Raw genomic sequence first — 20,784 nt, 5'->3', positions numbered from 1 at the left:
TAATATGAAATGCGGAATAATAGGATTACCTAATGTTGGAAAATCTACATTATTTAATTTTATTTCTAATAAAAATAAAGCAGAAGTAAAAAATTTTCCTTTTTGTACAATAGATCCAAATATATCTATAATAAATGTTATAGATAATAGATTAAAAATAATTAATAAAATAATAAAATCTAAAAAAATTATTTATTCTACAATTAAACTTATTGATATAGCAGGAATAATTAAAGGTGCTCATAATGGAGAAGGTTTAGGAAATAGATTTTTATCAAAAATAAGAGAAACTAATGTAATTATACATATATTAAGGTCTTTTAAAGATAATAATATTATTCATGTAGAAAATAATATAGATCCTATAAGAGATAAAGAAATAGTAGAAACAGAATTACAATTAAAAGACATAGAAACTTTAAAAAAGTATTTAAAAAAAATAAATAATAATAATAAAAAAGAAATAAATTTTATAAATAAAACTATATCAATATTAAATTCAGGTAAAAATTTACGTTCTTATTTTTTTTCAGATTATTTACAAGAAAGAAAAATATTGAAAAATCTTTCTTTATTAACAAATAAACCTGTTATTTACTTAATAAATATAGATAAATATATAACAGAAAAAGATAAATTAATTTTTAATAAATTGAAAAATAATTTACAAAAAAAAGAAAAAATAATGTTTTTAACATTAAAAAAAGAATACTTAAATAAAAAAGATATTTATAATATTATTAGAAAAATTTATTCTTTTATAGAATTAGAAAATTTTTTTACTGTTTCTAAAAAAGAAATTCGTTCTTGGATAATGAAAAAAGGAACAAATACACTACAAGCAGCAGAAATTATACATACTGATTTTAAAAAAGGTTTTATTAAAGCAAAAGTAATTCATTATAAAGATTATATAAAATATAAATCTGAAGAATTATTAAAAAAGAAAGGTAAAATTTTTTTTTTAGGAAAAAATTCTTCCATAAAAGATGGAGATATAGTTCATTTTATTTTTAAAAAAAATTGAAAAAATTTTCTTTATTAAATTCATATAAATCTTCTATATTTTCTCCATTACTTATATATATTATAGGAATATTAAATTGATCATATATTCCAATTATTATTCCCCATTTTTTAGTTAAATCAAATTTTGTCAATATTATAAAATGTATAGGAATATAATTTAAAAAGTTTCTTATTTGATCAAATACAATATTTCCACTAGTTCCATCTAATATTAAAAAATTTTTAAATGAATTATTATATGTTAATTTTTTTGTAATATTATTAATTTTTTTTAATTCATTTAATAAATTTTTATTATTATGTAAACGTCCAGATGTATCTATAAAAACAATATCTATTTTTTTAGATTTAGCATATTTAATAGAATTATAAACAACGGAAGATGGATTAGATTCATATTCTTTAAATATATTAATTTTATATTTATTACATAAAATCTCTAATTGAGAAATAGCAGCTGCTCTAAAAGTGTCTGCAGCACTAACTAATATATTAAATTTTTTTTTAAATCTATATAATAATTTTCCTATAACAGTTGTTTTACCTACTCCATTAATTCCTATAATATTAAAAACATATGGAAAATTATTAATTTCTTTAATTAAATAATCCTCTTTATAAATAGGAATTTTATTAAAAATTATATTAAATTCTTCTTTAATAATTTCTTTAATTGAATTTAAGTCTGATAAGTATGAATATGAATTTTCTAAATTTTTATTTTTAATATTGTCAACAATTTTATTTGTTGTTTTAATTCCTACTCCATATTTAATTAAAATTTCTTCTATTTTTTCATAAAAATTATTTTTTTTTTTATAAAAAAGTTTATAAAAAAAAAAATTAAATTTATTTTTAATTTTTTTATAAATGAAATATTATTTTTCATATATTATTATAAATATAATATTAAATATTATAAATATTAAATATTATAAATATTAAATATTTATTAAATATTTTTATTAAATATTTTTATAATTATTTTTTTATAAATTATTTATTTTTTATTTATTTTTTTATTTAAAAAAATTTTTTTATAATATTTTTATAAAAAAAAAAATATTTTTATAATTAATATTTAATAAATATTTTTATAATATTTTAATATATAATATATTTTAATTATAATATATTTTAAAAATTATAATATATTTTAAAAAATTTTAAAAATATTTTTTTTATAAAAAATTTTTTTATTTTATATTTTATTTTTATTATTTATTTTTATTATTTATTTTTATTATTTTATTATTTATTTTATTTATTTTTTTTTATCATTTTTTTTATTTTTATCATTTTTTTTAAAAAAATTATTAATATCTTTTATATTTATAATTTTTTCTTCAAAAGAATAATATTTTTTATTTTTTTTAGATTTAATTAATCTAAAAGCTTTAACTTTTTTTTCCATTTATTTAATTTCTTTATGAATAGTATGTTTTTTCAAAATACGATTATACTTTTTTATTTCTATCCTCTTATTTGTAGTTTTTTTATTTTTTATAGTAGAATAACGAGAAATACCTGGTAATCCTATTTTTTTATGTTCTATACACTCTAAAATAATAGGTTTTCTATTTTTTTTTTTATTTTTTTTTGATTTTTTTTTTTTTTTCATAAAAATTTTTTTTATAATAATATTTTAAAGCTTTTTCTATTCCTATTTTATTAATTATTCTAATTCCGTGAGAAGATACTTTTAATTTTATCCATTTTTTTTTAGAAGGAATAAAAAATTTTTTTTTAAAAAAATTAATATTAAATAATCTTTTAGTTTTTATATTAGAATTAGATATTTTATTTCCTACCATCATTTTTTTTCCTGTTATTTGACAAATTTTTGACATAAAAAAAAATTTAAAAATAATTAATAAATAAAATTAAATATTAAATTATTTATTATAAAAATATTAAAATAAAATATATAAATATATTATAAAATATATAAATATATTTAAAAATAAATATATAAATATAAAATTTAAAAATATATAATTATAATATAATATATTAATTATAATATATTAATAAAATAAATAATAATATATTTAAATAAAATTAAAATATTATATATATGGAATTTTTTTTTATTATTTTTTATTTTTTATTAATAATATTTATTAATATTTATTCTTATAAAAAAAGTTTAAATGATATTTCAAGTTACACTTTAGGAACTCGTTCTTTAAATTTTATATCAACAGCTTTATCTGTTTTTTCTTCAGATCTTAGTGGATGGTTATTAATGGGATTTCCAGGAATGGTATATTTAATAGGTATAAAAAGTATTTGGATAATATTAGGATTAATTATTGGATCTTTTTTAAATTATAGCATTATAGCCCCTAGATTCAGTACTTATACAAAAATATTAAATTCTTTTACTTTTTCTGATTATCTAAAAAATAGATTCGAATATAATTTTCTTTCTACTTTATCTTCTATAATAATTTTTATTTTTTTCTCTATTTATGTTTCTTCAGGAATTATTGCAGGAGGAAAATTACTTTATAGTGCATTTCAAATAAGATATAAATTTGGTTTAGTAATTATTTCTATTATAATAGCTTTATATACATTTTTTGGTGGTTTTTTATCAATAAGTTCAATAGATGTTATACAAGGATTAACCGTTTTATTAAGTTTAATGATTATTACATTTGTTTCTATGCATCAATTAGGAGGATTTTATAATATTTTTCAATCAATTCCAAAAAATAAATTAATTTTTTTTAAAAAAAAATATATATCATATATTATTTCACTTTTATCTTGGGGATTAGGATATTTTGGACAACCACATATATTAACACGTTTTATGGCTATACGTTCTATTAAAGATTTAAAAAAATCAAGAAATTTAGGAATTTTTTCTATGATTATTTCAATGTTAAGTTCTATGATTATTGGCTTAATAAGCATTTCTTATTTTAAGACTAATAAAAAAAAAATTAATACAGAATCTATTTTCATTATATTAAATAGAAAATTATTTAATCCAATTTTTATAGGATTATTTTTATCTTGTATGATTGTTGCAATAATAAATTCTACTTCTTCTCAAGTATTAGTTAATTCAAATAATTTATTAAAAGGAATTTATGAGAATTTTTTTTTTAAAAAAAGTGAATGTAAAAAAAAAAATGATAAAAAATTATTAAATATAGGACGTATTTTAGTATTATTTAGTACTTTATTTTCTTTAATATTATCTTTTTTTCTAAAAAAAAATATTTTAGACGTAGTATCATATGCTTGGGCAGGTTTTGGATCTTCATTTGGTCCTATAGTTTTATATAGTTTATATTTTAAAAATATTAATTTTTATGGAGCTATATCAGGAATTATTTCAGGTACTTTAACAGTATTAATTTGGATTTTTTTACCTATTTCAAAAAAAATATATGCAATTATACCAGGTTTTATAGTTTCTTCTTTTTCAATTTTTTTAATAACTTTTTTAACTGAAAAATTTATTAAAAATGATAATTTAATAAATAATTTTATTAAATTTGAAAAAGAATTTAATAAAAAAAAATAATTAAATATTATTTTTTTTATTTTTTATTTATTTTTTATTTTATTTAAATTTATTTTATTTAAAAAATTAAAAAAATTCTTTTAAAAAGTGAACCTGAAAAATATAGGAATAATAACATCTGGAGGAGATTCACCAGGTATGAATGCAGCTATACGTTCTATAGTAAAAACTGCTTATTATTATAGAATTAATTGTTTTGGAATATTATTTGGATTTAAAGGATTAATTAATGGAAATATTATTAATCTATGTACAATAGATGTAAAAAATATTATTAATCGTGGTGGAACTATTTTAAAAACAGCTAGATCTAAAGAATTTGAAACAAAAGAAGGAAGAAAAAAAGCATATAAAAATTTTAAAAAAAAAAAATTAGATGGATTAATTATTATTGGTGGAAATGGAACATTGACAGGAGCTAAAATTTTTGAGGAAGAATATAATATTCCAATAATTGGAATTCCAGGAACTATAGATAATGATATATATGGATCTGATTGTACTATAGGATATGACACAGCTTTAAATACTGTAATTGTTGCAATAGATAAAATAAGAGATACAGCTACATCTCATAATAGATTATTTTTTATAGAAGTAATGGGAAGAGAATCTGGTTTTATAGCATTAAATAGTGGTATAGCAACAGGTGCTTTAAATATTATGTTACCAGAAAAAAATTATAATATTAATAATTTGTTTAAATCAATTGATAAAGGAAATAAAGAAGGAAAATCTTCTAGTATTATAATAGTTTCTGAAGATAAAAAAATACAAAAAGCATATAGTTTAGCTAAAATTACTAAAAAAAAATATCCTAATTATGAAATTAGAGTATCTATACTTGGTCATATTCAACGTGGAGGAAATCCTACTTGTTTTGATAGAGTATTAGCAAGTAAATTAGGTTTTTTTAGTGTTAAATCTTTAATAGATGGTAAATATGGATTTATAGTTGGAAGTAAAGAAAATAAAATTTCTTATACTCTTTTAAAAGAATTTAATAAAAAAAAAAATAAAATAGATGAAGAATTAATTAAAATATCTAAAATATTATTTTTTTAGATATTTTTAGATTATATATCTTTATATATTATTAATAAGTAATAAAATTATAATAAAATTATAATAAAATTATATAATTAATTTAATTATATTTTAATTATATTAAGTATATAATTTTATTAAAAATTTAAAATATTAATTATTAATAATTAAAATAATAATAAAAAAGTAATAAAATTTATATGTATTCAAAAAAAATAAAAATTGGAATAAATGGATTTGGTAGAATTGGAAAATTAGTTTTTAAAGCTGCTTTTTTTAATAAAAAAATAGAAGTTGTTGCAATTAATGATCTTATGGATATTAATTATATAGCATATATGATTAAATATGATTCAGTTCATAAGAATAAATTTAAAGAAATTAAAATAGAAGATAATAATTTAATTTTAAATGGAAAAAAAATAAAAATTTTATCTAAAAAAAATCCTTCAGATATTAATTGGAAAAAATTAGATATAGAATGTGTTGTAGAATCTACAGGATTATTTTTAACAAAAGAACAAGCATCTAAACATTTATGTGATGGTTATGGAACAAAAAAAGTAGTTATATCTGCTCCACCAAAAGATGATAGTATTCCAATGTTTGTTATGGGAGTAAATAATAAAAATTATAATAATCAAAAAATAGTTTCTACTGCTTCATGTACAACTAATTGTTTAGCTCCACTAATAAAAGTAATACATGATAATTTTGTTTTAATAGAAGGATTAATGACTACAATACATGCATCTACTGCTACTCAAAAAGTAGTTGATGGTCCTTCTATAAGAGATTGGAGAGCAGGTAGATCATCTTTAGTAAATATTATTCCTTCATCAACTGGAGCAGCAAAAGCTGTTGGAAAAATTATTCCAGAATTAAATGGAAAAATAACAGGAATGGCATTTCGTGTACCAGTAGTAAATGTTTCAGTTGTAGATGTTACTGTACGAATTAAAAATAAAACTAACTATTCATATATAGTAAAATGTATTAAAAAATATTCTAAAAATGAATTAAAAGGAATATTAGATTATACAAATGAAGAAGTTGTTTCTACTGATTTTTCTGGAAATAAAAATACATGTATTTTTGATATTAATGCAAGTATTATGTTAAATCCATATTTTTTTAAATTAATAGCATGGTATGATAATGAAACTGCTTATTCATATAAACTTGTAAATTTTATTGAATACATGTTTAAATAATAAACATATATATAAAATAAACTATAAACATAAAATAACTATAAATAACTATATAAACATAAAATTATTTTTTTAAAATTATTTTTTTATTTTCATAATCTACTTTATAAATGAAAAATTTAATACCATTAGTAATAATTAAATATTTAGATTTTAAAAAAAAATTATAAGAAATAATTTGATTAAAAAATTTTTTATTAAAAATAATATCTATTTTTTTACATTCAATAATTATAAAAGGTTTTTTTTTTTTAAAAATAATAATATCTAATCTTTTTTTAATATATTTAATATAATATTCTACTTTAATATTTTCTTTATTTAAATTTTTAATTTTTAATAGATAGTAAATAATATTTTGTCTTACCCATTCTTCTGAAGAAAAATTAACAAATTTTTTTCTAATTAAACAAAAAATATATTTTTTATTATTTATTAAAATAATTTTATTAATAATTTCATTATTAAACATATATTATAACTTTATAATATAAATAAAATATGGAGTATAAAAAAGTAGTTATAATAGGTTCTGGTCCATCAGGATATACTTCTGCAATATATATATCTAGATTTGGATTAAATCCAATATTATATACTGGTATTAATATTGGAGGACAATTAAATAATACAAAATATGTTGAAAATTATCCAGGATTTAACAACGGAATTTTAGGTCCAGTTTTAATGGAAAAAATGAAAAAACAATCTGAAAAATTTGGAACTAAAATATATAATATATCTATTGAAAAAGTTCTTTTTTCTAAAGAAATTGGAAAAAAACACATAATTTTTTTAGAAAATGGAAAATTTATAGAAACACATGGTGTAATTATTTCAACAGGATCAAGTTATAAAAAATTAGGAATTAAAGATGAAAATAGATTTATTGGTTTAGGTGTATCTTATTGTTCTATTTGTGATGGTTTTTTTTTTAAAAAAAAAAACGTTGCTATAATTGGAGGTGGAGATACAGCTTTAGAAGATGCATTATATCTTTCAGATATATGTGAAAAAGTTTTTTTAATAGTAAGAAAAAATTATTTTAAAGGTACAGAATATTTACAAAAAAAAATAAAAAATGTAAAAAATATTAAAGTTTATTTTAATTATGAATTAATAGAAATTATTGGAAATACTAAAGTAGAAAAAATAAAAATAATAAATAATAAAAATAAAAAAGAATTAATTATTGTTTTAGATGGTATTTTTATTTCTATAGGAAATAAACCTAATACTGAAATTTTTAAAAATCAAATTAAAATGGATAAAAATGGATATATTATAACAAAAGAAAAAACAACTATAACTAATAAACCTGGAGTATTTGCTTCTGGTGATGTACAAGATCCTATTTATAAACAAGCAGTAACAGCTGCAGGAAGTGGGTGTATGGCGGCTATTGATTTAAAAAAATATTTTATAGATAACAATATTTTATAATACATACAATTTTATTAAATTATTAAAATGAAAAAAAGAATTATTTCACCTTCAATATTATCTGCAAATTTTTTAAATCTTGAAAAAGATATTAAATTAATTAATAAAAGTGTTGCTGATTTAATTCATGTAGATATTATGGATGGATTATTTGTACCAAATATTTCATTTGGAACTTTTATATTAAAAATTTTAAATAAATATTTATTAAAACCAATAGATGTACATTTAATGACTATTAATCCTGAAAAATATATTAATGAGATTATACATGATAAATATAAAAGAAAAAATATTAAATATTTACATATTCATTATGAATCTTGCAGTAGTAATTTAATTAATTTAATTTATACTATTAAAAATAGTGGAATAAATGCAGGTATTGTATTAAATCCACATACACCATTAAATATAATAGAAGAAATAATTGACTATATAGATTTTATTTTACTTATGTCAGTAAATCCAGGTTTTAGTGGTCAAAAAATTATTAATAATATATATAGTAAATTAAAAAAAGCAAGAAAAATAATTGATAAAAAAAATAAAAAAATATTAATAGGAGTTGATGGAGGTGTAAATTTATCAAATTGTTATAAATTATTTTCATTAGGAGCTGATGTACTAATATCAGGAAATGCTATTTTTTTATCATCAAATCCAATAAAAACTATTTTTAAAATGAAAAATTTATAATTTTTATTTTTATTTTATTTTTTATTAATTTAATTAAAATAAAAAATATTTTTGTGAAAGAGGTAAAGATTTTGAAGGTTTATAATAAGATTTTACTCCATTTATATATACATCATATGTTTTTTTATCAATTTCAATATTAGGAGTATTGTTATTTAAAATTAAATTATGTTTTTTTATTTTTATACAATTTTTTACAGGTTTAATATTTTTTTTTAATTTTAAATAATTTAATTTTTTATTTTCAAATGAATATTTATTAGTAAATAAATAACTTATTTTATAATTATTAAACATATTTTTATATGTATTTGGTTGTGAACTAGATATACTTGAACTAGGATCACCAATATTACATATTATAATACATCCTTTTTTTATAACCATTTCTGGTTTTACACCAAAAAATTTAGGATTCCATATAACTATATCAGCTATTTTTCCAATTTCAATAGATCCTACATATTTAGAAATTCCATGTACTATTGCAGGATTAATTGTATATTTTGCTATATATCTTTTTACTCTAAAATTATCTTCTTTTTCATTATTATTATTTTCATTATCATATATTTTACCTATTTCTTTTTTCATTTTATCAGCTAATTGCCATGTTTTTATAATAATTTCTCCTATTCTTCCCATAGCTTGAGAATCTGAATTAATCATGCTAATAGCTCCCATATCATGTAATATTCCTTCAGCAGAAATTGTATTTTTACGAATTCTTGATTTAGCAAATTCTATATCTTCTTTAAGATCATAATTTAAATGATGACATGACATAATCATATCTATATGTTCATCATATGTATTAATTGAATAAGGAATAGTTGGAGTAGTAGAAGATGGTAATATATTATTAAAAGAACAAAATTTTAATAAATCTGGAGTATGTCCACCACCTGCACCTTCTGTATGATAAGAATGAATAGTTCTATTTTTAAAAATAGAAATTGTATCTTCTACATATCCTGATTCATTAAGAGTATCTGTATGTATATTTACTGGAATATCAAATAATTCAGAAACTTCTAATGATGTATTAATAACAGATTTTGTAACACCAAAATCTTCATGTATTTTTAATCCACCACAACCTTCATTTAACTGATTAATTAAAATTTCTTTATAAGAACTATTTCCACATCCTAAAAACATAATATTAATTGGAAATTTATCAGTAGATAAAATCATATTTTTTATATTACCTGAAGTACAATTAGTAGCTAAAGTAGAAGTTGTTGGACCATAACCACCACCAATAACAGTTGTTGTACCACTTTGTAATGCTAAGTATAATAACTGAGGACAAATATAATGAACGTGACTATCTATACAACCTGCAGTAACTATTTTATTTTCTGCTGAAATTATTTCAGTTTCTGTACCAATAATCATATTTTTATTTATATTATCCATTGTATGTGGATTTCCAGATTTTCCTATTCCAACTATTTTTCCGTTTTTAATTCCAATATCAGCTTTAATAATTCCCCAAGTATCAATTATAATTGCATTTGTTATAACTAAATCTAAAATATTTTTATTATTTTTATAAGTAGAATTTTGTCCCATTCCATCTCTAATAGTTTTTCCAGCTCCAAACATACATTCATCTCCATAATTAATATAATCTTTTTCTATTTCAATGAATAAAGAAGTGTCACCTAATCTAATTTTATCTCCTACTGTAGGTCCGTATAATTTAACATATTGTTTTTTTTCCATATTTTGTTTTTTTTAATAACCATATATTTTTTTTTCTCCTCCAATTTCTACTAATTCAACTATTTTATTTTTTTTAGGATAAATTCTTATACAAGTTCCAGAAGGAATATTTAATTTATATCCTTTTGTTCCTTTCCTATTAAATTTTAAAAATTTATTTACTTTATAAAAATTAAAATGTGAACCTATTTGAATTACTCTATCACCACTATTAAATATTTTTCTAAAAATTTTTTTTCTTTCTGAAAAAAAATATATATTATTTTTTTTCAATTTATATTCTCCAGGAATAATTTTAGATTTTCCTTTAATAGGATTATGTATAGTAACTAATTTAGTTCCATCTGGAAATGTAGCTTCTATTTGTATTTTTTCAATTAATTCTGGAACACCATCCATTACTTGATCATAAGTTAATATATTTTTAGAATATTTTAATATATTATAAATATTTTCTCCACTTCTAGCATAATCCATTATATAATTTGATATTAAAGAAACACTTTCTGGATAATTTAATTTAATTCCTTTTTTTAATCTTTTTTTAGCAACTTCTCCAGATAAATAAATTAATAATTTTTCTTTTTCTTGTATAGTAAAATGCATTTTTTTTTTTTTTTATATAAAAAAATATTTATATTATAAATAAATCGCGGGGTAGAGCAGTGGTAGCTCGTCGGGCTCATAACCCGAAGGTCGTAGGTTCGAGTCCTACTCCCGCTACTAATAAACGATAATTATATACCGATAATTAATAAATTTTATTTATAATTTTATTTATTTATAATTATAATTATTATATATTTTTTTAATTATATATTGTTTATTGATAATTATTTTATTTATTTCATTTTCCTTTTCATTTTTTTTATTTTCTTTTAAATAAAACATAAAATCTTGTAATACTTTTTCTAAAATACTTTTTAATCCTCTTGCTCCAATTTGTTTTTCAAAAGATATTTTAACTATTTCATCAATAGCTTCTTCAGTAAAATGTAATTTAATACCATCTAATTCAAATAATTTTTTATATTGTTTAATTAAAGAATTTTCAGTATGTAATAAAATATTTTTAAAATTTTCTTTTTTTAATTTATGTAAACAAGTAATAATAGGTAATCTTCCTATAAATTCTGGTATAAACCCAAATTCAAATAAATCTTGTTCTGTTACTAAATTTAAAATATTATTATTATTATTATTATTATTATAATAATTTATTTTATCTTTTTTATGTTCTAAAAAACCTATTTTTTTGTAATTTATTCTATTTAAAATAATCTTTTCTAATCCTTGAAAAGAACCTCCAACAATAAATAAAATATTTTTAGTATTAATTGAAATTAATTTTTTATTATCTTTTATAAAAATTGGAACGTTAATAATAGATCCTTCTAATATTTTTAATAAACCTTGTTGTACACCTTCTCCAGATATATCTCTTGTTATTGTTGATTTTAATGGATTTGCAATTTTATCAATTTCATCTATATACACTATTCCTAATTCTGCTAAATCAATATCATAATTTGAATCTTGTAATAATCTTATTAAAATGCTTTCTACATCTTCACCAACATATCCTGTTTCTGTTAAAGAAGTAGCATCTATTATAGCAAATGGTAAATTTAAAAACTTAGCAATAGATCTTGCTATAAGAGTTTTTCCAGTACCAGTAGGACCTATAATAATAATATTTGATTTTTCTATTTCTATATCTTTTTCTTTATCTTTTTCTTTATCTTTTTCTTTTTTTGATTTTGATTTTAATTTTGATTTTGATAATTCGTAATATTTTTCTTTTGATTTATATTTATCATAATAATCCTCATCATCATCATCATCCTCATCATCAGACTCATCATCATCCTCATCCTCATCATCAGACTCATCATCATCCTCATCCTCATCATCAGACTCATCATCATCCTCATCCTCATCATCAGACTCATCATCATCCTCATCCTCATCATCAGACTCATCATATTCATCATATTCATCATAATCATCATAATCATCATCATCATCATACTCATCATAATAATCATCGTTAGAATCGTCTTTATTAAAAAAATAGTATGAATATTTATTATAATCGTATAAATAGTAATAATTATTATTAAAATTTTTATTAGATGATAATAAATATAATATTCTTTTATAATGATTATAAACAGCAACGGAAATTATTCTTTTAGCTTCTTCTTGTCCAATAATATATCGATCTAAATATTTTTTTATATCTTTAGGTTTTTTTTTAAAAAAATTAGATTTTATCATAATATATATTATTTTTAATATATTATTTTTATATTTATTAATTTATATTTAATTTTTATTTATATTTACAATTTAAAAAAATATAATATTATATTAAATACAATATTAAAATTATAAAAATTATATTATTTTAATTTAATTGTAAATATTAAATTTTATTTTATTTTTATTTATATATTTTTTTGTATACATTTTGTTATTTATAATTTATTTTTTTAATTTTTTTTTTTTACTTCCTAAAATTTTATCTCCTAAAATTTTATCAATCATTCCGTATTCAAGAGCTTCTTTAGATTCCATCCAATAATCTCTATCTGAATCTTTTGATATTTTTTCAAATGATTGTCCAGTATGTTTAGAAAGAATTTTATATAATTCTTTTCTTATTTTTTTTATTTCAATTGCTGTAATTTCTATATCTGATGCTTGACCTTTTACTTCTCCAATTGGTTGATGTATCATTATTCTAGAATGTTTTAAACAATATCTTTTTCCTTTATTTCCAGCACATAATAAAATTGCTGCCATTGATGCAGCAATTCCTGTACATGTAGTAGAAATAATAGGCTCTACCATTTGCATTGTATCATAAATACCAAATCCAGAATAAACATCCCCTCCAGGAGAATTAATATATATTCTTATTTCAGATGAATTAATATATTGTAAAAATAATAATTGAGCTTGTATAATATTAGCTACTTGAGAATTTATAATAGTACCTATAAAAATAATTCTTTCCATCATTAATCTAGAAAAAACATCCATTTGAACAACATTTAATTTTCTTTCTTCTGTAATATATGGAGTAATATTCTTAATATTAAAATTAAAAGATGAAATATATTTATTTAAAAATAAACTATTAATATTAATATGTTTTATAGCATATTTTTCAAATTCATTATTAAACATGTAAATTTTATTTTAATGTAATTTTTATAACATGTAAATTATATTTTTAAATTATAAAAAAAAAAAATAAAAATGAAGTATATTTTTTCAAATTTATCAAAAACTGAATTAGTTGTTATAGTTATTTTAGCTCTTTTATTATTTGGTGGTAAAAAAATTCCTGAATTTATGAAAGGATTAGGAACAGGATTAAAAGAATTTAATAAAGCTATAAAAATAAAAGATAATGATAATGATAATGATAATAATGATTTTATTAAAAAAAATGATTAATAATTAATAATTAATAATTAATAATTAATTAATAATTAATATTAATAATTAAATAATAATTAATTATTATTAATTATTATTTAATTATTTAATTATTTAATTATTTAATTAATTATTATTTATAATTATTATTTAATAAATATTTATTATTTAATAAAATAATTTAATTATTTATATTTAAAAATTTTATTTTATTATTTTCATAATAAAAATGAATATTTTTATTTTTATTTATTTTTCCAGAAATAATATATTCATAAATTATATTTAATAAATTATTTTGTATAATTTTCTTTATATTTCTAGCTCCATATTTTATATTAAAATTTTTATGATTTAAAATATATTTTTTAATAGATTCTAAAAAAAATAAATTATATCCTAATTTTTTAATCTTATTATTTAATATTTTTAATTCTATATTAATTATTGATGAAATATTTTCTTTATTTAAATTATTAAAAATAATAATTTCATCAATTCTATTTAAAAATTCTTGTGAAAAAGTTATTTCTAAATTTTTTTTTATAATAGATTTTTTAACTTTTAAATCAATATTTTTTTCTTTTTCAAAACCAATTGAATTATTTATAGAATACAATTCTTTAGTTCCTATATTAGATGTTAATATAATTAAAGTATTTCTAAAATTAATTATTTTTCCTGTATTATCTGTAATAGTTCCATCGTCTAATATTGGTAATAAAATATTAAAAATATCTTTATGAGCTTTTTCTATTTCATCTAATAAAATTACAGAATAAGGTTTTCTTCTTACAAATTCTGTTAATTGTCCTCCTTCATCATATCCAATATATCCAGGAGGAGATCCTATCATTTTATTTATTGAATTTTTTTCTTGATATTCACTCATATTTATTCTTAATAAATATGATTCGTTAATAAAAAATTCATTTGTAATAATTTTTGATAAAAAAGTTTTTCCTACTCCTGTATTTCCAATAAATATAAATGAACCTATTGGTTTATTATTTTTAATTCCTAAAAGATTTAATTTTATATATTTAACTACTTTTTCTATAGCTAAATCTTGTCCAATAATCTTTTTTTTAATATTAAAAATTATATTTTTTAATTTTGATATTGAATAAAAATCATTATTCCTAATAGGAATACCAGTTATAACAGAGACTATTTCTGATATATTTTTTTCATATACAATTGATTTATTAAATTTTAAATTTTCTTTAATTTTTTTTTTTTCTATTATTAATTCTTTTTTAATTTTTTTTTCCTTTTCTCTTAATTTATCAGCTTCTTCATATTTTTTAAATTTTTCTAATTTTTCATTTAAAATTTTAAATTTTTCAATTTTTATTTTTTTCAATTCTTTTTCTAATAAATTAATTTTAAATGGAATTTTAACATTTTTAATATTTACTCTAGATCCAGCTTCATCTAAAATATCTATTGCTTTATCTGGTAAATTTTTATCATTTATATATCTTGATGATAAATAAACACAAGATTTAATAGCTTTATCCGTATATACAACATCATGATAATCTTGATATTTTTTTTTTATTTTATTTAAAATATTAATTGTTTCTTTTTCTGAAGTAGGTTCTAAAATTATTTTTTGAAATCTTCTATCTAAAGCTCCATCTTTTTCTATATATTTTTTATATTCATTTAAAGTAGTTGCACCTATACATTGAATTTCTCCTTTAGATAAAAAAGGCTTTAAAATATTAGAAATATCTAAAGCTCCAATATTATTTCCAGAACCTATAATAGTATGAATTTCATCTATAAAAATAATAATATCTTTATTTATTTTTAATTCATTTATTAATAAATTAATTTTTTCTTCAAATTGTCCTCTATATTTTGTTCCAGAAATAATATTTAAAATATCTAATAGTATTATTCTTTTATTATATAATTTACTATAAATTTTTTTATTAACAATTCTATAGGCTAAACCTTCTACTATAGAAGATTTTCCTACTCCTGGTTCTCCTATTAATATTGGATTGTTTTTTTTCCTTTTACTTAATATTTGTGATATTCTTTCTATTTCTTTTTCTCTTCCTATAACAGGATCTAATTTATTTGTAAGAGCAAGATATGTTAAATCTTTTCCTAAATTATTTAAAAAAGGAGTTTTTGTTGAATAATTTTCATCATAAATTTCTTCTTCAATATTAATATCATCTTGATTAAATTTGGACATATATTTATAATTTAATTTATAAAATTTAATAATTATTTAAAAAAATAAAACTTTAATTAATATTAATAATTTTATTTTAATAAATAACTATTTTAATAAATAACTTTTAAATAATTAATTTAATAATATTAATTTATTAATTGTTATTTCTAAAATTAATCTTTTATTATTATTAATATTTAAATTTAATATAGTATTTCCACAAATATCTAACGCTTTTTGTAAATAAGATAATGAAACATATTTTTCTTGTTTTTTATATAAATTTTTAATTTTTATTTTTTTTTTTTTTAAAAAAAATTTATAAGATATAGGATTTTTTATAAAAATCATATTTTTAATATAAATTGATAATTCATTTATAAAATTTTCTATATCAAATACATTTTTTTTTAATATATAATCTAGTAAAATAAAAGATTTAAAAATATCTTTTTTTATTATATAATTCATTAATTTATACAAATAATATTCATCAATTATTCCTATTTCTTCCATTGTTATTTTTTTATAAATTTTTCCATTTGATAAAGAAGAAATTTTATCAAATAAATATAATGCATCTCTTATAGAACCATACGAATTTTTTGCTATCATAAATAAAGACTCTTCATCATATTTAATATTTTCTTTTATTGAAATTTTTTTTAAAAAAAATTGTATTTCTTCAATAGAAATTTTTTTAAATTTATAAATTATACATCTTGATAAAATAGTTTCTGGAATTTTATTTTTTTCTGTAGTAATTAATATAAAATAAACATGTATAGGTGGTTCTTCCAAAATTTTTAAAAATGCATTAAAAGCAGATGTAGATAACATATGTACTTCATCTATTATATAAATTTTATATCCAAATGGTGGTGAATATTTAGCTTGATCAATAATATTTCTTATATTTTCAACTGAATTATAAGAAGCAGCATCTAATTCTAGAATATTAAATTCATAATTATGAATTTTATAATTAATTTTTTTAGATAATATTCTTGCTAATGTTGTTTTTCCTACTCCTTTTTGTCCATAAAAAAGTATAGTATGAGGTAATTTTTTATTTTTAATATAATTTTTAATACTTTGTATAATATTTTTTTGACCAATTATATCTTCAAATGTATTTGGTCTATATTTTATAGGAAAAGAAGTATAATATTTCATTTTTATATTTTATTATTTTTAATAAATTTTATATTTTATTATTTTTAATAAATTTTAAAATTTTTATACAATTTTAAATTTAAAAATTTTTAAAAATTAATTAAAAATGTATTTTTTTAGTAAAAAACAAAGTAAAAAAAAAATTAAAAAAAAATTAAAAAAAAGTAAAAAACAATTAATTAGTAAAAATAGTAAAAAAAAATTAAAAGGAATAATTAAAATTAACAAATTTGGACATGGTTTTGTATTTATTAATAATAATAATAATTATAAAAAAATTTTTATTCCAAAAGTAAATACTAAAAATTCTTTAAATGGAGATGAAGTAATTGTTAAAATAAAAAAAATTGAAAATAATAAAATTATAGGAATAATAAAAAAAATAATTAAAAGAAAAAAAAATAATAATATAATTGGAATAGTTAAAAAAATAAATAAAAATAAAATTATTGTAAATACAAATGAATTTCATGTTGATATACATATAATAATATCTAAATCTAATAAAAAAATAAAAATATCTTTTAAAGATAAAGTTCTTATTAAAATATTAAATTGGAAAAAAAATTTATCTAATCCAATTGGAAAAATTTTAAAAAATTTAGGAAAAACTGGAAATCCTATTACAGAAAAAAATTCAATAATAGAAGAATATAAAATTAATAATTTTTTTTCTAAAAAAGTAATAAAAGAATTAAAAAAAATTCCTATAAAAATTGATAAAAAAGAAATTTTTAAAAGAAAAGATATGAGATATGTAAAAACTATTACTATAGATCCATTTAATGCTAAAGATTTTGATGATGCTATTTCAATAAAAGAAATTAATGATGATATTTTTGAAATAGGAATTCATATATCTGATGTAACTCATTATGTTAAAGAAGGTACTTATATTGATAAAGAAGCATATAAAAGAGGAGCATCTCTTTATTTAGTAAATGATGTAATTCCAATGTTACCTGAAAAATTATCTAATAACCTTTGTTCTTTAGTACCTAATGAAGAAAGATTAAGTTTTTCTGTTATTTTTAAAATGAATAAAAAAGCAGAAATATTAGATTTTTGGATAGGAAAAACTATTATTCGTTCAGATAAAAGATTTAATTATGAAGAAGTTCAAGAAATTTTAAAAAAAAAGAAAGGTCCTTTTTGTAAAGAAATATTAATTTTATATCATTTATCTAAAAAATTAAAATTAAAAAGATTAATAAATGGATCTATTCTTATGAATACATATGATTTAAAAATTTTTTTAGATAAAAAAAATTATCCAAAAAAAATTAAATTAGAAGATTCAAAAAATTCTAATTTTTTAATAGAAGAATTTATGTTACTGACTAATAAAAAAATTTCTGAATTTGTTAGTTTAAATAAAAATGGAAAACCATCTAATTTTACATACATATATAGAATTCATGATAAACCATGTTTAAAAAAAATAAAAGAAGTAAAAAGTTTTATTAAATTATTAGGTTATAAAATAAATAAATTTGATAAAAAAGAAATAAATAATTTATTAAAAATTTCTAAAAAAAAAAAAGAAAAAAATATAATAGATAATTTGTTAATGAGAATGATGACTAAAGCAAAATATTCTACAGAAAATATTGGTCATTATGGATTATCTTTTTCCTATTATACACATTTTACTTCTCCAATTAGAAGATATCCAGATATTATAGCACATAGATTATTAGAAAAATTTATTATGAATAAAAAATCAGAATCTTTAATTAGATATGAAAAAAAAAGTAATCATTGTAGTAATAAAGAAAAAATTTTATTAGAAGCAGAAAGGAATTATATTAAGTCTATACAAATTATTTATTTATCAAAATTTATTGGAAATATTTTTAAAGGAATTATTTCATGGATAACTGATAGATATGTTTATGTAGAATTATTATTTTTAAAAATTGATGGATTTGTTAAAATTTATAAAAATAAAAAATTTTTTATTGGAAAAAAAGTATATGTAAAATTAATTAAAGTTAATTTACAAAAAAAAGATATAGAATTAAAAATTGTTAAAAATATTAAAAATTATTAATTAAAAAATTTAAAAATATTTAATAAAAATGGAAATTATTAATTTAATAGGAAAAATTAGAAATAAAAAAGGAAAATATTATTCTAATTATATTAGAAAAAAAAATAAAATTCCTTGTGTTTTATATGGTGTAAAAAATAAAAATATAATTTTTTATTTATCTATTAAAGAAATTCATAAAATAATTATAAATTTTAAAAAAAAAAATTTTTTTATAAATATTGAACTTATTGATTCAATTGATTCAAAAAATATTTTAAAAAAAAATTTTGATGTTATTATAAAAGAAATTCAATATCATCCTGTTTCAGATAAAATTATTCATATTGATTTTTATGAGATAGATTATAAAAAAAATATAATATTGGATATTCCAATAAAAATAATTGGAAAATCTATAGGAGTTATTAAAGGAGGAAAAATTAATTTTACTATAAAAAAATTAAGAATTGAATCTATTCCAAAAAAAATGCCTAAATCAATAAAAATAGATATATCTAATTTAGATATTGGAGATAGTTTTTTAGTTAAAGATATTATTTATAATAAAAAAGAATATAAAATATTACATCCATATAACCTTGCAATTTTATCTGTTACTTTATATAAGAAACAAGAAGAAAAATTAAAAGAAGAAGAAAATTTAGATAAATCAACTTCTTAAAAATTATTAAAAATTTTAAAAAAATGGATGAATATTATAAAAAATGGATGAATATAGCTTTAAAAGAAGCTAAATATGCTTTTAAAAAAAATGAAATTCCAATAGGTTCAATTATTTTATATAAAAAAAAAATTTTATCAAAAGCACATAATTTAACACAAACATTAAATGATTGTACTGCACATGCGGAAATTAAAGCAATAAATAAAGCATCTATATATTTAAATGATAAATATTTAAATAATTGTATAGTTTTTGTAACATTAGAACCTTGTATTATGTGTTTTGGGGCTATTGTATTGTCTAAAATAAAAAAAATAGTTTTTGGTTCAAAAAGTAAAAATGGATTTTCTAATTTTGGATTAGAAAAAAAATTTAGTATTAATTTTGTATCAGGTGTTTTAGAAAAAAAATGTACTTCTTTAATTAACTTATTTTTTAAAAATAAAAGAATTAATAATAAAATAATTAATAAATAAAAAATAATTAATTTAATTAATTATTATGATAAAATTAATAAATATTATTATGATAAAA

General features: G+C 17.1%; 21 protein-coding genes and 1 tRNA gene. 11 read left to right on the top strand and 11 right to left on the bottom strand.

Going from position 1 to position 20,784, the window contains the following annotated elements; genetic code table 11:
- The first annotated feature begins 4 nt into the window (after positions 1 to 4).
- Positions 5 to 1,027 carry a redox-regulated ATPase YchF gene (gene ychF / locus KHQ18_RS00585; protein ID WP_212113211.1) on the top strand — a complete coding sequence of 341 codons (1,023 nt, stop codon included), beginning with the start codon at positions 5 to 7 and terminating at the stop codon, positions 1,025 to 1,027.
- Here the strand turns inward: ychF and KHQ18_RS01780 are convergent.
- The 4 genes from KHQ18_RS01780 to rpmB form a co-directional block, all read right to left on the bottom strand.
- Complete coding sequence (locus KHQ18_RS01780; RefSeq protein WP_414646646.1) at positions 1,014 to 1,889, bottom strand: signal recognition particle receptor subunit alpha; 876 nt, start codon at positions 1,887 to 1,889, stop codon at positions 1,014 to 1,016. The genes ychF and KHQ18_RS01780 overlap by 14 nt on opposite strands.
- 404 nt (positions 1,890 to 2,293) lie before the next feature.
- The gene (locus tag KHQ18_RS00565; RefSeq protein ID WP_212113208.1) at positions 2,294 to 2,443 is read right to left on the bottom strand and encodes a DUF4295 domain-containing protein; all 150 of its coding nucleotides are present in this window, start codon (positions 2,441 to 2,443) and stop codon (positions 2,294 to 2,296) included.
- Positions 2,444 to 2,650 (bottom strand): 50S ribosomal protein L33, encoded by a 207-nt coding sequence (rpmG, locus tag KHQ18_RS00560; RefSeq protein ID WP_212113207.1) that lies wholly within the window; start codon positions 2,648 to 2,650, stop codon positions 2,444 to 2,446.
- Positions 2,619 to 2,879 carry a 50S ribosomal protein L28 gene (gene rpmB / locus KHQ18_RS00555; RefSeq protein WP_212113206.1) on the bottom strand — a complete coding sequence of 87 codons (261 nt, stop codon included), beginning with the start codon at positions 2,877 to 2,879 and terminating at the stop codon, positions 2,619 to 2,621. The genes rpmG and rpmB overlap by 32 nt, the downstream gene beginning before the upstream one ends.
- Positions 2,880 to 3,106: 227 nt before the next feature.
- Here rpmB and KHQ18_RS00550 point away from each other — a divergent pair, with 227 nt between their 5' ends.
- From KHQ18_RS00550 to gap, 3 genes are all read left to right on the top strand, one after another.
- On the top strand, positions 3,107 to 4,573 hold the full coding sequence (locus KHQ18_RS00550; protein WP_212113205.1) for a sodium:solute symporter family transporter: 1,467 nt from the start codon (positions 3,107 to 3,109) through the stop codon (positions 4,571 to 4,573).
- A 93-nt stretch (positions 4,574 to 4,666) separates the two neighbouring features.
- Entirely contained in the window at positions 4,667 to 5,638 is a 972-nt protein-coding gene (gene pfkA / locus KHQ18_RS00545) for a 6-phosphofructokinase (protein WP_212113220.1), read from the top strand.
- A 182-nt stretch (positions 5,639 to 5,820) separates the two neighbouring features.
- The gene (gene gap / locus KHQ18_RS00540) at positions 5,821 to 6,834 is read left to right on the top strand and encodes a type I glyceraldehyde-3-phosphate dehydrogenase (protein ID WP_212113204.1); all 1,014 of its coding nucleotides are present in this window, start codon (positions 5,821 to 5,823) and stop codon (positions 6,832 to 6,834) included.
- Positions 6,835 to 6,898: 64 nt separating this feature from the next.
- On the opposite strand, the gene KHQ18_RS00535 is transcribed toward gap, so the two are convergent.
- Positions 6,899 to 7,306 carry a type I restriction enzyme HsdR N-terminal domain-containing protein gene (locus KHQ18_RS00535; RefSeq protein ID WP_212113203.1) on the bottom strand — a complete coding sequence of 136 codons (408 nt, stop codon included), beginning with the start codon at positions 7,304 to 7,306 and terminating at the stop codon, positions 6,899 to 6,901.
- A gap of 29 nt (positions 7,307 to 7,335) precedes the next feature.
- Here KHQ18_RS00535 and trxB point away from each other — a divergent pair, with 29 nt between their 5' ends.
- Both trxB and rpe read left to right on the top strand, forming a co-directional pair.
- A complete protein-coding gene (gene trxB / locus KHQ18_RS00530) occupies positions 7,336 to 8,277 on the top strand; it encodes a thioredoxin-disulfide reductase (protein WP_212113202.1) in 942 nt (313 codons plus the stop codon).
- Positions 8,278 to 8,304: 27 nt separating this feature from the next.
- Positions 8,305 to 8,976, top strand: a complete 672-nt coding sequence (gene rpe / locus KHQ18_RS00525) for a ribulose-phosphate 3-epimerase (protein ID WP_212113201.1) — start codon at positions 8,305 to 8,307, stop codon at positions 8,974 to 8,976.
- 33 nt (positions 8,977 to 9,009) lie between these two features.
- Here the strand turns inward: rpe and ureC are convergent, their stop codons facing one another.
- Together ureC and ureA are read right to left on the bottom strand one after the other, a co-directional pair.
- Positions 9,010 to 10,707 carry an urease subunit alpha gene (gene ureC / locus KHQ18_RS00520; RefSeq protein ID WP_212113200.1) on the bottom strand — a complete coding sequence of 566 codons (1,698 nt, stop codon included), beginning with the start codon at positions 10,705 to 10,707 and terminating at the stop codon, positions 9,010 to 9,012.
- 12 nt (positions 10,708 to 10,719) lie between these two features.
- Positions 10,720 to 11,313: an urease subunit gamma gene (gene ureA, locus KHQ18_RS01795; RefSeq protein ID WP_212113199.1), complete on the bottom strand. Its 594-nt coding sequence runs from the start codon at positions 11,311 to 11,313 to the stop codon at positions 10,720 to 10,722.
- A gap of 45 nt (positions 11,314 to 11,358) precedes the next feature.
- Between ureA and KHQ18_RS00510 the strand changes: the two genes are divergently transcribed.
- Positions 11,359 to 11,430: transfer RNA gene (locus KHQ18_RS00510), tRNA-Met, on the top strand.
- A 54-nt stretch (positions 11,431 to 11,484) separates the two neighbouring features.
- On the opposite strand, the gene clpX is transcribed toward KHQ18_RS00510, so the two are convergent.
- Together clpX and KHQ18_RS00500 are read right to left on the bottom strand one after the other, a co-directional pair.
- Positions 11,485 to 12,987, bottom strand: a complete 1,503-nt coding sequence (gene clpX, locus KHQ18_RS00505; RefSeq protein WP_414646645.1) for an ATP-dependent Clp protease ATP-binding subunit ClpX — start codon at positions 12,985 to 12,987, stop codon at positions 11,485 to 11,487.
- 207 nt (positions 12,988 to 13,194) lie between these two features.
- Positions 13,195 to 13,902 (bottom strand): ATP-dependent Clp protease proteolytic subunit, encoded by a 708-nt coding sequence (locus KHQ18_RS00500; protein WP_212113198.1) that lies wholly within the window; start codon positions 13,900 to 13,902, stop codon positions 13,195 to 13,197.
- A gap of 72 nt (positions 13,903 to 13,974) precedes the next feature.
- Between KHQ18_RS00500 and KHQ18_RS00495 the strand changes: the two genes are divergently transcribed.
- A complete protein-coding gene (locus tag KHQ18_RS00495; RefSeq protein WP_212113197.1) occupies positions 13,975 to 14,175 on the top strand; it encodes a Sec-independent protein translocase subunit TatA/TatB in 201 nt (66 codons plus the stop codon).
- A gap of 163 nt (positions 14,176 to 14,338) precedes the next feature.
- On the opposite strand, the gene KHQ18_RS00490 is transcribed toward KHQ18_RS00495, so the two are convergent.
- On the bottom strand, positions 14,339 to 16,372 hold the full coding sequence (locus KHQ18_RS00490) for an AAA family ATPase (protein WP_212113196.1): 2,034 nt from the start codon (positions 16,370 to 16,372) through the stop codon (positions 14,339 to 14,341).
- 114 nt (positions 16,373 to 16,486) lie between these two features.
- Positions 16,487 to 17,530, bottom strand: a complete 1,044-nt coding sequence (gene dnaX, locus KHQ18_RS00485; RefSeq protein WP_212113195.1) for a DNA polymerase III subunit gamma/tau — start codon at positions 17,528 to 17,530, stop codon at positions 16,487 to 16,489.
- A gap of 106 nt (positions 17,531 to 17,636) precedes the next feature.
- Here dnaX and KHQ18_RS00480 point away from each other — a divergent pair, with 106 nt between their 5' ends.
- Genes KHQ18_RS00480 through KHQ18_RS00470 form a run of 3 tightly spaced genes read left to right on the top strand, consistent with a single transcriptional unit; the run spans position 17,637 to position 20,726 of the window.
- Positions 17,637 to 19,583, top strand: coding sequence for a ribonuclease R family protein (locus tag KHQ18_RS00480; protein ID WP_212113194.1), 1,947 nt, complete (start codon positions 17,637 to 17,639; stop codon positions 19,581 to 19,583).
- A gap of 28 nt (positions 19,584 to 19,611) precedes the next feature.
- On the top strand, positions 19,612 to 20,247 hold the full coding sequence (locus tag KHQ18_RS00475; RefSeq protein ID WP_212113193.1) for a 50S ribosomal protein L25: 636 nt from the start codon (positions 19,612 to 19,614) through the stop codon (positions 20,245 to 20,247).
- 23 nt (positions 20,248 to 20,270) lie between these two features.
- Positions 20,271 to 20,726, top strand: coding sequence for a nucleoside deaminase (locus tag KHQ18_RS00470; RefSeq protein WP_212113192.1), 456 nt, complete (start codon positions 20,271 to 20,273; stop codon positions 20,724 to 20,726).
- The last annotated feature ends 58 nt before the right edge of the window (positions 20,727 to 20,784 follow it).

Source organism: Candidatus Shikimatogenerans silvanidophilus, from assembly GCF_018200315.1.
Lineage (GTDB): Bacteria > Bacteroidota > Bacteroidia > Flavobacteriales > Blattabacteriaceae > Shikimatogenerans_A > Shikimatogenerans_A silvanidophilus.
The sequence above is the reverse complement of the archived record's forward strand: the minus strand, read 5'-3'. Positions and strand labels throughout refer to the sequence as shown.

What these genes read in the sequence shown, in the direction of transcription:
- rpmG (WP_212113207.1), bottom strand. Translation starts at nt 2,650, where the DNA reads ATGAAAAAAAAAAAAAAATCAAAAAAAAATAAAAAAAAAAATAGAAAA.
- KHQ18_RS00535 (WP_212113203.1), bottom strand. Translation starts at nt 7,306, where the DNA reads ATGTTTAATAATGAAATTATTAATAAAATTATTTTAATAAATAATAAA.
- KHQ18_RS00500 (WP_212113198.1), bottom strand. Translation starts at nt 13,902, where the DNA reads ATGTTTAATAATGAATTTGAAAAATATGCTATAAAACATATTAATATT.
- ureC (WP_212113200.1), bottom strand. Translation starts at nt 10,707, where the DNA reads ATGGAAAAAAAACAATATGTTAAATTATACGGACCTACAGTAGGAGAT.
- gap (WP_212113204.1), top strand. Translation starts at nt 5,821, where the DNA reads ATGTATTCAAAAAAAATAAAAATTGGAATAAATGGATTTGGTAGAATT.
- rpe (WP_212113201.1), top strand. Translation starts at nt 8,305, where the DNA reads ATGAAAAAAAGAATTATTTCACCTTCAATATTATCTGCAAATTTTTTA.
- KHQ18_RS00470 (WP_212113192.1), top strand. Translation starts at nt 20,271, where the DNA reads ATGGATGAATATTATAAAAAATGGATGAATATAGCTTTAAAAGAAGCT.
- dnaX (WP_212113195.1), bottom strand. Translation starts at nt 17,530, where the DNA reads ATGAAATATTATACTTCTTTTCCTATAAAATATAGACCAAATACATTT.
- ychF (WP_212113211.1), top strand. Translation starts at nt 5, where the DNA reads ATGAAATGCGGAATAATAGGATTACCTAATGTTGGAAAATCTACATTA.
- KHQ18_RS00480 (WP_212113194.1), top strand. Translation starts at nt 17,637, where the DNA reads ATGTATTTTTTTAGTAAAAAACAAAGTAAAAAAAAAATTAAAAAAAAA.
- trxB (WP_212113202.1), top strand. Translation starts at nt 7,336, where the DNA reads ATGGAGTATAAAAAAGTAGTTATAATAGGTTCTGGTCCATCAGGATAT.
- KHQ18_RS00565 (WP_212113208.1), bottom strand. Translation starts at nt 2,443, where the DNA reads ATGGAAAAAAAAGTTAAAGCTTTTAGATTAATTAAATCTAAAAAAAAT.
- rpmB (WP_212113206.1), bottom strand. Translation starts at nt 2,879, where the DNA reads ATGTCAAAAATTTGTCAAATAACAGGAAAAAAAATGATGGTAGGAAAT.
- ureA (WP_212113199.1), bottom strand. Translation starts at nt 11,313, where the DNA reads ATGCATTTTACTATACAAGAAAAAGAAAAATTATTAATTTATTTATCT.
- KHQ18_RS00490 (WP_212113196.1), bottom strand. Translation starts at nt 16,372, where the DNA reads ATGTCCAAATTTAATCAAGATGATATTAATATTGAAGAAGAAATTTAT.
- KHQ18_RS00550 (WP_212113205.1), top strand. Translation starts at nt 3,107, where the DNA reads ATGGAATTTTTTTTTATTATTTTTTATTTTTTATTAATAATATTTATT.
- clpX (WP_414646645.1), bottom strand. Translation starts at nt 12,987, where the DNA reads ATGATAAAATCTAATTTTTTTAAAAAAAAACCTAAAGATATAAAAAAA.
- KHQ18_RS00495 (WP_212113197.1), top strand. Translation starts at nt 13,975, where the DNA reads ATGAAGTATATTTTTTCAAATTTATCAAAAACTGAATTAGTTGTTATA.
- KHQ18_RS00475 (WP_212113193.1), top strand. Translation starts at nt 19,612, where the DNA reads ATGGAAATTATTAATTTAATAGGAAAAATTAGAAATAAAAAAGGAAAA.